Origin of the sequence: Limnospira sp. PMC 1279.21 (assembly GCF_032349615.1) — a bacterium.
GTDB classification, from domain to species: Bacteria; Cyanobacteriota; Cyanobacteriia; order Cyanobacteriales; family Microcoleaceae; genus Limnospira; species Limnospira fusiformis.
This window is the reverse complement of record NZ_JARPLU010000177.1, coordinates 1-8,877: the sequence shown is the minus strand read 5'-3', so window position 1 is coordinate 8,877 and position 8,877 is coordinate 1. Positions and strand designations below refer to the sequence as shown.

8 protein-coding genes are annotated in these 8,877 nt (G+C 45.0%); 7 read left to right on the top strand and 1 reads right to left on the bottom strand.

Going from position 1 to position 8,877, the window contains the following annotated elements; genetic code table 11:
• The 4 genes from P5683_RS20250 to P5683_RS20235 all read left to right on the top strand — a co-directional run.
• Nucleotides 1-921: hypothetical protein (locus tag P5683_RS20250; RefSeq protein ID WP_315669474.1), on the top strand; the 921-nt coding region annotated here is incomplete at its 5' end.
• 159 nt (nucleotides 922-1,080) lie between these two features.
• On the top strand, nucleotides 1,081-1,923 hold the full coding sequence (locus P5683_RS20245) for a hypothetical protein (RefSeq protein WP_187758282.1): 843 nt from the start codon (nucleotides 1,081-1,083) through the stop codon (nucleotides 1,921-1,923).
• 19 nt (nucleotides 1,924-1,942) lie between these two features.
• A complete protein-coding gene (locus tag P5683_RS20240; protein ID WP_006668602.1) occupies nucleotides 1,943-3,988 on the top strand; it encodes a VgrG-related protein in 2,046 nt (681 codons plus the stop codon).
• A 273-nt stretch (nucleotides 3,989-4,261) separates the two neighbouring features.
• Entirely contained in the window at nucleotides 4,262-5,041 is a 780-nt protein-coding gene (locus P5683_RS20235) for an RNA methyltransferase (RefSeq protein WP_008051736.1), read from the top strand.
• Between the two features lie 12 nt (nucleotides 5,042-5,053).
• Here P5683_RS20235 and P5683_RS20230 read toward each other — a convergent pair whose 3' ends face one another.
• Complete coding sequence (locus tag P5683_RS20230) at nucleotides 5,054-5,344, bottom strand: hypothetical protein (protein WP_006622201.1); 291 nt, start codon at nucleotides 5,342-5,344, stop codon at nucleotides 5,054-5,056.
• A gap of 269 nt (nucleotides 5,345-5,613) precedes the next feature.
• On the opposite strand from P5683_RS20230, the gene lpxD reads away from it, so the two are divergent.
• The 3 genes from lpxD (at nucleotide 5,614) to P5683_RS20215 (ending at nucleotide 8,532) form a co-directional block, all read left to right on the top strand.
• On the top strand, nucleotides 5,614-6,663 hold the full coding sequence (gene lpxD / locus P5683_RS20225) for a UDP-3-O-(3-hydroxymyristoyl)glucosamine N-acyltransferase (RefSeq protein WP_006622202.1): 1,050 nt from the start codon (nucleotides 5,614-5,616) through the stop codon (nucleotides 6,661-6,663).
• A 573-nt stretch (nucleotides 6,664-7,236) separates the two neighbouring features.
• Nucleotides 7,237-7,641 (top strand): AbrB family transcriptional regulator, encoded by a 405-nt coding sequence (locus P5683_RS20220; protein WP_006622204.1) that lies wholly within the window; start codon nucleotides 7,237-7,239, stop codon nucleotides 7,639-7,641.
• Between the two features lie 69 nt (nucleotides 7,642-7,710).
• Nucleotides 7,711-8,532 (top strand): radical SAM protein, encoded by an 822-nt coding sequence (locus P5683_RS20215; protein WP_006622205.1) that lies wholly within the window; start codon nucleotides 7,711-7,713, stop codon nucleotides 8,530-8,532.
• Nucleotides 8,533-8,877 lie beyond the last annotated feature (345 nt).

The following is an 8,877-nucleotide window of genomic DNA, read 5'->3' as shown; positions in this document are numbered from 1 at the left end:
CTCCCAGAAACTTCCGATTCGGTGGATGTAAATGCGATCGCTTCTCATGACTCCCCTTCCATTCAACGACTCTCGGAAACCTCGGATTCGGTGGAAGATATAAGTAATGCGATCGCTTCTCATGATTCCACAATTCAACCACAATCGGAAACTTCCAATTCGGGAGATATAACGGATGGTATATCTGATACTAATTCATTATTTTTTCAACCTAAATCAGATATAAACCCTGGTTTATCTGATAGTAATAAAACGGTTAAAGAAATGCTTATCAATGGAGGAATCCCTGAGATTCAAAGGTTTATTAAAAACATAAATAAGCCAGGATTTATTACAAAAAATAACCAGAAAAAATATGATAAAAATAAACCTTTAAATAAACAAAAATTAATGAAAAATAACCGACATAATGTTGATTTTCAACCGCGTGGTGTAGTACCACAGTCTCCGGATAATCATCAAGAATTGATGAAAAATCAGGAAAAATTAGGATTAAACCAATCAAGACTGAAAAGTTTGGTAGTACCTAAAAATAAATATATTCCAGATAATGTTCAGGTGAGTACCAAGGGTGATATTTTGTCTTCTGATTTTTACAATAAGCCATCTTCTGTTAAAGAAATGATGCAAAAAACTATTCAAGATAGAGCAAAATTAAAGCAACAAGTATCATCACAAAGGTCTCATAAAGTTGAACCATTAAACCAGCAAGATATTTATGAATTAGATGAAAATATTAAAGCCCAATATAACAGGAATTACAATGAACAGGAAAAAGCCGAATCTAAACAACAAGAAGTCGTCACATCTGAACATCTCGAAGCACTAGCTAGAGAAATATATGGCTTTATTTGTCAGCGATTTCAAGTGGAACGAGAACGTTATGGTTCCCATAGGTCTTCTGGACGTTTTCCTTGGTAAGTAAACATATTCAAAGTTTGGTTGAAATATAAAGAAAAGTTAAATTGTTATCGTATTTATCAAAAAGTATGGTATAATCATAAATAATTGACTATAAAAAGTCCGAATTTTAATTATGTATCATCTTGATTGTTGTTAAATTTTACAAGTGGCTGAATTATGACAAAAGAGAATTCATGGCTCAGTAATTTGGCTAAGGATGTCGCGACAAGTACAGCCGATATTGCCTTGCTTCAAGGAGCAGCTAGATATGACAAAATTCGAGATCAGCAGTATTTAGCTCTAGAGACAAGGAAAGAGTCTGCCGCCAGTTCTCTTTATCAAAGATCTGGGTTAAAAAGTGGTAAATTGGTCAAAGCTGCTCTGATTCCTAGAAGTGGAGAAGGCGCTAAAATTATCAGGTTCCAGTTTAACCCTACAGACTTGCAGTTAAGTAGGTCTGTTTCGATTGAAGATATCAAGGGAGCGCGGACAAGTAGAGGTTTACCGAAGGTGAACTTTGGTTTTGTAGAACCCTACCAATTGACGTTAACTGATCTGGTGTTTGATACCTATGAAACCGGCGAAAATGTATTGAATAAAATCCAGCCTATTCTGGATACTGTAGACTTCAGTTCTTTTAAAGATCCATTTAGTAAAGAAGGCGGCTACAGTGAAAGATTGGTCAAAGCTAGTGTTACTAATACTGTAATTCAATCGGCTGTATCTAGCCTGTCTAGTAACTTGTTAGGGGTGAATGCGAATGCCATGGAGGTGGCTGAATATGGTGGGGGAGATATTGACACACAAGCCCTAGAGCTGCGACGACCCCCGGTTTACTACTTAATGTGGGGGGATAAAAATTATATGCGTTGTATGGTGGAAAGTTTAGATTATAAATTGACGATGTTTAAACCAGATGGTACACCAGTACGCGCCCGAGTGACGATTAAGCTGAAAGAAGTGGATCTGGGGGTTGCCGATCGCAGTTTTAGTGAGCGTCGTAAAATTATCAGTAAATAATTAACATATCATTGTAGCCATGGCAAGCGATCGCAGTCTGTATGTTTCCAGTCCTCTGTTGCAAATTGAAGGAGCCGACCAATCATCCCTGTCGGCTTTAATGAATGATTTGCTGCAAATTTCGGTAGAAGAGAGTTTGCACCTACCTGGGATGTTCACACTGGCTATCAATAATCCCTACGTTCCGGTAGATGACGAAAGCCAAACATGGCAACACGATCCCCTCCTACAAATTGGCAAAAAAGTCAAGATTGGTTTTCAAGGTAGCACAACGGAGTCCCCAGAATTCAACCAAGAACAAAAAGACTACATTATCGAAGGCGAAATTACCGCGATTGAAACCCACTTTACCAGCGACACCCAAGCACCGATTATAGTTCGGGGTTATGACATTTCCCATCGTCTGCACCGAGGGCGTTATAACCGTTCTTTCCAGGACTATACCGATAGTGATATAGTTGTCAAAATCGCGAGAGAAGTGGGAATTGAGCAAGGGAGAATCGATCCGAGCGGAGATAAACAAGCCTACGTTTTTCAGGAAAACCAGACCAATATGGAATTCCTGCGGGACAGAGCGGCTAGAATTGGATTTGAATTATTTGTTCAAGATGGGAAACTATTTTTCCGTCGCCCCCAGGGAGGGGATATTTTGAGACTGAAATGGCTAAAAGACTTTGAAAGTTTTCGAGTCCGAGTCACCAGTGCGGAACAGGTTGACTCAGTGGAAGTGCGAAGCTGGGATTATACTAGAAAACAGCCGATTGTCTCGGTAGCCGATCGCTCGGAAAAAATCACTCAAATCGAGGGTAATTCCCAGGAGGGGTGGTCGAGTCAGTTTCAACGGAGGTCATCAGGTGGCGCTCCCTTAACCACGGGACTTTTTGGCAGCAACTTCCCGCCGCCGAAAATGATTGTTGTAGATCAGCCTGTTTCCAGTCCCAAAGCGGCGGACTTGATGGCTCAAGCCCTCTATAACGAACTCGAGGGAGAATTTGTGCAAGCCGACTCCCATGCTCCGGGAAACCCGAATATTCGGGTAGGGAAAGTGGTGGAATTAACTGGAATGGGGCGTTATAGCGGTAGATATTACATTACCGAAACCCGCCACCTGTATCAAGAAGGGAGATACAGCACGGAATTTAGTGTGAGGGGGTTACGGGGCGGTTCAATTTTGACAACCCTTTCCCCCAAAATAGGTTTGAAACCGGGGCAAACCCATCTAGTGGGTATTGTTACTCATAACTATGACCCAGAGGGTCTTGGGCGTGTGCGAGTGAAATTTCCGACCCTGACCCCAGAAGGGGACGGGAGCGCCCACGCCAGCGCCTGGGCTAGGGTTGTGGGTCTTGGTGCTGGACGAAACCGAGGCTTTTACTGTCTCCCAGAAATTAATGATGAGGTGCTAGTGGCTTTTGAACATGGAGATATCCACCGTCCATACTGCATTGGTGGGGTATGGAACGGCAAGGATAGTCCCCCAGACCCGGTTGAGGAGACTATTTCTAATCGGGGGAAAGTGCGGCTGCGAAGTTTCACTACTCCCAGCGGCCATAAAATCCAGTTTGTGGAGGAGGATCTAAGTCGGACTAGCCAGGATGGGGTGTATATTCAAACCAGTGGCGGTCATCAAATTAGGCTTAATGATAGCGATCGCAGTATAGAGATAGTGACATCTGGCCATCAGCGCATCCGCATTGATGATCGTACCCGCAAAATTGACATTCAAACTGCTAACGTCAACGTGACCGGAGCTGTAACAGCCGCGGCTTTAATGGTCGGCGGGACGGGGGGGATGAATGTGGCCGATGCGATCGCTAATTTGGCGGCGCAGCAACAACAGCAACAACAGCAGTTTCAGGATTATGTTAGAACCCAAGAGGCGCGCGACCGCAGCCAAAACCAAACCACCGCCGCCCTCAACAACCAGCTTCAGCAACAGCAGCAGAACTTCCAGAACTTCCTCAACCAACAAAACCAGCTAGACCAACAGGAAAACATAACCACAGAGGAACTCAGACGACAAGTACAGGAGGCGCAAGCACAGGCTAGGAATATGAGGTTTTGATATAGCAATGGGCGATCGCCTATTAACCAGGGAACCGCATCGCTGGAAAGAGCTTGACAGAGTAGGCGATTTCCTGGTATTTTGTCGGCATAAACCCAATAATTGAGTATTCAAAAACATAATTTTTGTCCCCATCCGATCAGATCAAAGTGGTTTTTCAGTTTCCGAAAAGGGGAGACCATCAAGGCAGAAGAAAACATCAAACCAGCCAAAAGTTTGTCTGAGTAAATGAGACGATGCCCAAATCCAATTTGCGCCCCCACGTCAAGTTAAATGCTAACCAGCCTACAAAACCCCTTAGTTAAGCAAATTCGCCAGTTACATACAGCCAAAGCCAGACGAGAGGAGGGACTATTCATCCTAGAAGGAACCCACCTAATAGAGGCGGCTTGTGCTGTGAATTGGGAGATCATCACCCTTTGCTGTACCCCCCAATGGCAGGAACGTCACCCGGAACTGTGGGAATTGGCAGTAAAAACGGCAGATCGCACTGAACAGGTGAGCGATCGCCTGATAGTAGCCATGACCACCACAGTCAACCCTGACGGAGTAGTAGCGATCGCCCGCCGCCAAGACCAAACCCCAGTTCCCATCACCAGTTTAGGCCTAGTCCTAGAAACCGTGCAAGATCCTGGCAACCTAGGAACCATGATCCGTACAGCCACAGCCGCCGGAGTTGAGGGATTATGGTTAAGTAGTGATAGCGTTGACCCAACCCATCCCAAAGTCCTCCGCGCCTCTGCTGGTGCTTGGTTTGAGGTTCCCATAGCCGTCCATTCCGACCTGATCACCCAACTAAGCAATAGTCAGAAACAGGGTATACAAGTTGTAGCCACCCGCGCGGACGCTTCCCTAAGCTACTGGGAAATTGACTTGCGCCAACCTACAGCGATCGTCTTGGGAAATGAGGGTTCTGGCTTATCCCCAGATTTAAACAGCCTCGCTGACTATCATATTAGGGTCCCTCTGTTGGGGAATGTTGAATCTCTGAATGTGGCTATTTGTGCAGCCTTGATATTATATGAAGCGCAGCGTCAACGACTCGACACTTAACCCGCCTTCCAGTTAATCTTCCTCTGATTTTGTTTCCCGGAGAGTCTCTGAACTAGAAGGGTGTTCCTGTCGGCTTTCCAAAAACTGCTCAATGTCCGAAATAGCCTCCTCAAGTTCCGACAGACTAATAGGACTCGAAGGATAATGATCTCTCCGGCGTTCCACGGGGGAATGATCGAGAGAGAGGGCTTCCTCCGATGACTCATTTTCTTGTTGGAATGCCTCAAGTAACTCCTGTTGAAAGGATTTAACGAACTCTTCGGCAGCATGACGACGCATATCGCGCTGGTGTTTATCCGTCATGATCAACTCCTATTAGGGGTGGAGATAGGTTTTAGCAGCCTACCCCTGCCATTCCAAACTGTGCCATAGCACAGCATCCCCACACTATACCGCAAAACTGACTCATGGCGCTAGGTTATCGCTATCACATCAACAACAACCCAAAAGCTATTGGTTTCCCCTGTCGTCGGGCTTGAAGTCGGTTAGCTTTGGGGAAAACCAGCCCCGGAATGTCCCGTGACGCACACAGATTGGCTATTCTCTAAAGGTTACTATAACTTTGATGAGCGATGAAATTTAGTGATCTCCTACAGCAATTAAAAGATGGAGTAGTTAGCGACAGTCTCGAATTGAGCGATCGCACAGATCCCGTTATTCATGGTGTAGCAGCCATTGATGAGGCTCAGGCTGGTACTCTCAGTTATATCGAAGGACAAAAGTTTGCCCATTATTTGGCTACCACGAAAGCTGATGCGGTGATTTTGCCTGTTGATGAGGCTTTACAAGCTCAAGCGATCGCAAAAGGACTAGCTTGGATGTCCACAGAATCCCCACGTTTACTATTTGCGAGGGCGATCGCCTTATTTTATCAACCCTATCATCCTAGGCCGGAAATTCACCCCATAGCAACCATTGCACCTGATGTTAAACTCGGTTCCCGTGTGCATATTGGTCCCCATGTAGTGATTCGGTCTGGGGCGAAAATCGGCGATGATGTCTGTATTCATCCCAATGTGGTCATTTATCCCCAAGTTAAAATTGGCGATCGCACAATACTCCATGCTAACTGTACTATCCACGAACGTACTGAGATTGGCGCAGATTGCACTATTCATAGTGGCGCAGTCATTGGCGCTGAAGGTTTTGGCTTTGTCCCCACCCCAGACGGTTGGCTAAAAATGGAACAATCAGGAATTACGGTACTTGAAAATGGCGTGAGTGTAGGTTGTAACAGCACCATAGACCGTCCAGCCGTCGGAGAAACTCGTATCGGGAGCCAGACCAAATTAGATAATTTAGTCCATATTGGTCATGGCTGTAAGATTGGTTCTGGTTGTGCTTTCGCCGCGCAAGTCGGGTTAGCTGGTGGTGTCACTGTTGGCGATCGCGTTATTCTCGCCGGTCAGGTGGGAATTGCTAATCAAGCTAAAATTGGTAATGGTGCGATCGCTACCGCGCAAGCTGGTATTCACAGCGATGTTAAACCAGGCGCTATTGTCTCAGACTCCCCAGCCATTGACAATAAACTTTATCTGAAAAATTCCGCCATTCGTAAACGACTCCCCGAAATTTATCAAACCCTCAAACATATTCAGCGCCACCTCGGCTTGGATCAATAAAATAGGGGGTTTCATACCATAATGACTCTCCCGGCGGGAACTTCAGTATAGTTAGATCGGGCTGCTATACTGTTTTCCCTCCCCCATCTCCCTTGGATATCTGCTAATTTGTAACAGGCTTTTTTAGAACTTGGATAACTGTAACAGGCTTTTTTAGAACTTGGATAACTGTAACAGGCTTTTTTAGAACTTGGATTAGACCATAATTGCCGAATATTGTGCAACTGTCTTCAGTGCCACAATTTATGCGAAACAGCTAAGATTGAATGATTGACGTATTAAAAAAGATTTCTAGCCCAATAGATATCCCCAGATAAGGCTCACAGATACCGATAATCTAACTGTGTTTGTCAAAATGATTGTTTTAAAGATATTATGGTGTTTGATGCGGGTAAAAACTGCATCAGGCATCCTTAGTTAACTCGGAATCACCCAAAAATATCTGTCATGTTACCATTACCGGACTAAGGAAATGGTTAGCTGAACTTGAGAAGGTTTACTGATTCATAGATAATTAAGGAATGCTACAGAGTAAGTTTATTAATACTTCCGAGTTATAAAAGGTATTTCGCAATGTCACAAGCAGCAACAACCCCGTTAGTCGGAAAGGATTTGCTTCAAAAAGTCAAAGAACTTTCAGATATTCCCCGGCGAGAAACCGCCAGACTGTGCGGGTATTACACCATAAAAGATGGTGAAGTCAGGGTGAATCTCACGGATTTTTATGATGCTTTACTGGAAGCGCGGGGAATTCCCTTTAATTCAGAGACTCCCAAAGACGGTAGGGGTCGGGATGCTACCTATACGGTCAGTGTTCACAAAAATGGTCAAATTGTGATCGGCTCGACTTATACTAAGGAAATGGGATTGGGAACAGGTGATGAGTTTGAGATTAAACTAGGATATAAACACATCCATCTGATTCAGGTCCAAGAAAACGGTAAAGTAACCAGTTGGGCTGAATCAGAGGAAGAATAGTAATCAAGAGAGTTCCCACCGGATGGTTAGTGGGACTCTTGCTGATACCGGTTTCGGGGGAAATTTCTGATGATTGATTCGACAATTGCATTACACCCATCATTCACCCCGGTCTATGGTCCGGTGTCCTCCTGGCGTTATGGGCGATCGCTAGGAATTGACCCAATTGGGGTAGTTTCTAGCTGTTCATTTAACTGCGTTTACTGTCAGCTTGGGGAAATTGAACAGAAAACGAGCGATCGCATGATTTATGTACCATGCGCCGAGATTTTGACCAGCCTAGAAAATTTTGCCCCCTGGTCGGTAGATGTGATTACCCTCAGCGGTAGTGGTGAACCGACATTGGCGGCGAATTTGGGAGAAATTTTAACAGGAATTAAGACCTTGACCGCGCGCCCTACTCTAGTTCTGACTAATGGTACTACCTTAAATGACCCCCAGGTGCGATCGGATTTGGCGATCGCAGATAAAGTATCTATCAAACTAGATGGGGTATCATCAGACCAACTCAGACGGGTGAACCGACCTGTCCCCGGTATAGACTTCGACCACATTATCGCCGGACTACTGGAATTTCGCCAGCACTATCAGGGAGAAATAGGGATTCAAACCATGCTGCTTTCTCCTTGGGACGAGTCTACCAGAAGAGAGTATATTAGGTTAATAACTGCTGTTGCACCTAGGGAAATCCAATTAAACACCCCTACCCGTCCTAAACCAGTACAACGACAACTCGATGGTCGTGAAAACCATACATCAAGCGCCAATCGTCCTTATCAAGTGCGCGCGCTGCGTTGCGTAGTTCCCGAAATTCTGCACCACTTCGCCCAAGAAATTGAGCAAAAAACAGGTATTATGGTCAGAACCGCGCCAATTCCTGCCACAGTTTAAGTTGAGAATTGTCGCTAATTGGCGGGTGTTGGTGATTAGAGGCGGATTCACTGGTTCCGAACCAGATATTTCGGGAAATATTTTTCTAGGTATGGTAGTCTATGGAGCATGATTTAATCTCAAATTAGGTTAACATTTGACGGCAATACGGTATAATACCAAGTATGGTGCGAGACCTTCGGGTATGAAATCGAGCTGAAATGGGCGTGGGGACTACCCGGTGAGGACTTCAACCCCTTGGTTGATTGGGTCGCATCCCTGGCCATCCCATAACACAGCCTGATTTTTTTGCCCACCTTCGAGACTTCCAATATGGCCAGTCAGGTGAAGCGTCTAATCAGGTCT

Excerpts from the sequence above, each read along its gene's own strand:
- P5683_RS20220 (WP_006622204.1), top strand. The coding sequence starts at position 7,237 with ATGTCACAAGCAGCAACAACCCCGTTAGTCGGAAAGGATTTGCTTCAA.
- P5683_RS20235 (WP_008051736.1), top strand. The coding sequence starts at position 4,262 with ATGCTAACCAGCCTACAAAACCCCTTAGTTAAGCAAATTCGCCAGTTA.
- P5683_RS20240 (WP_006668602.1), top strand. The coding sequence starts at position 1,943 with ATGGCAAGCGATCGCAGTCTGTATGTTTCCAGTCCTCTGTTGCAAATT.
- P5683_RS20215 (WP_006622205.1), top strand. The coding sequence starts at position 7,711 with ATGATTGATTCGACAATTGCATTACACCCATCATTCACCCCGGTCTAT.
- P5683_RS20245 (WP_187758282.1), top strand. The coding sequence starts at position 1,081 with ATGACAAAAGAGAATTCATGGCTCAGTAATTTGGCTAAGGATGTCGCG.
- P5683_RS20230 (WP_006622201.1), bottom strand. The coding sequence starts at position 5,344 with ATGACGGATAAACACCAGCGCGATATGCGTCGTCATGCTGCCGAAGAG.
- lpxD (WP_006622202.1), top strand. The coding sequence starts at position 5,614 with ATGAAATTTAGTGATCTCCTACAGCAATTAAAAGATGGAGTAGTTAGC.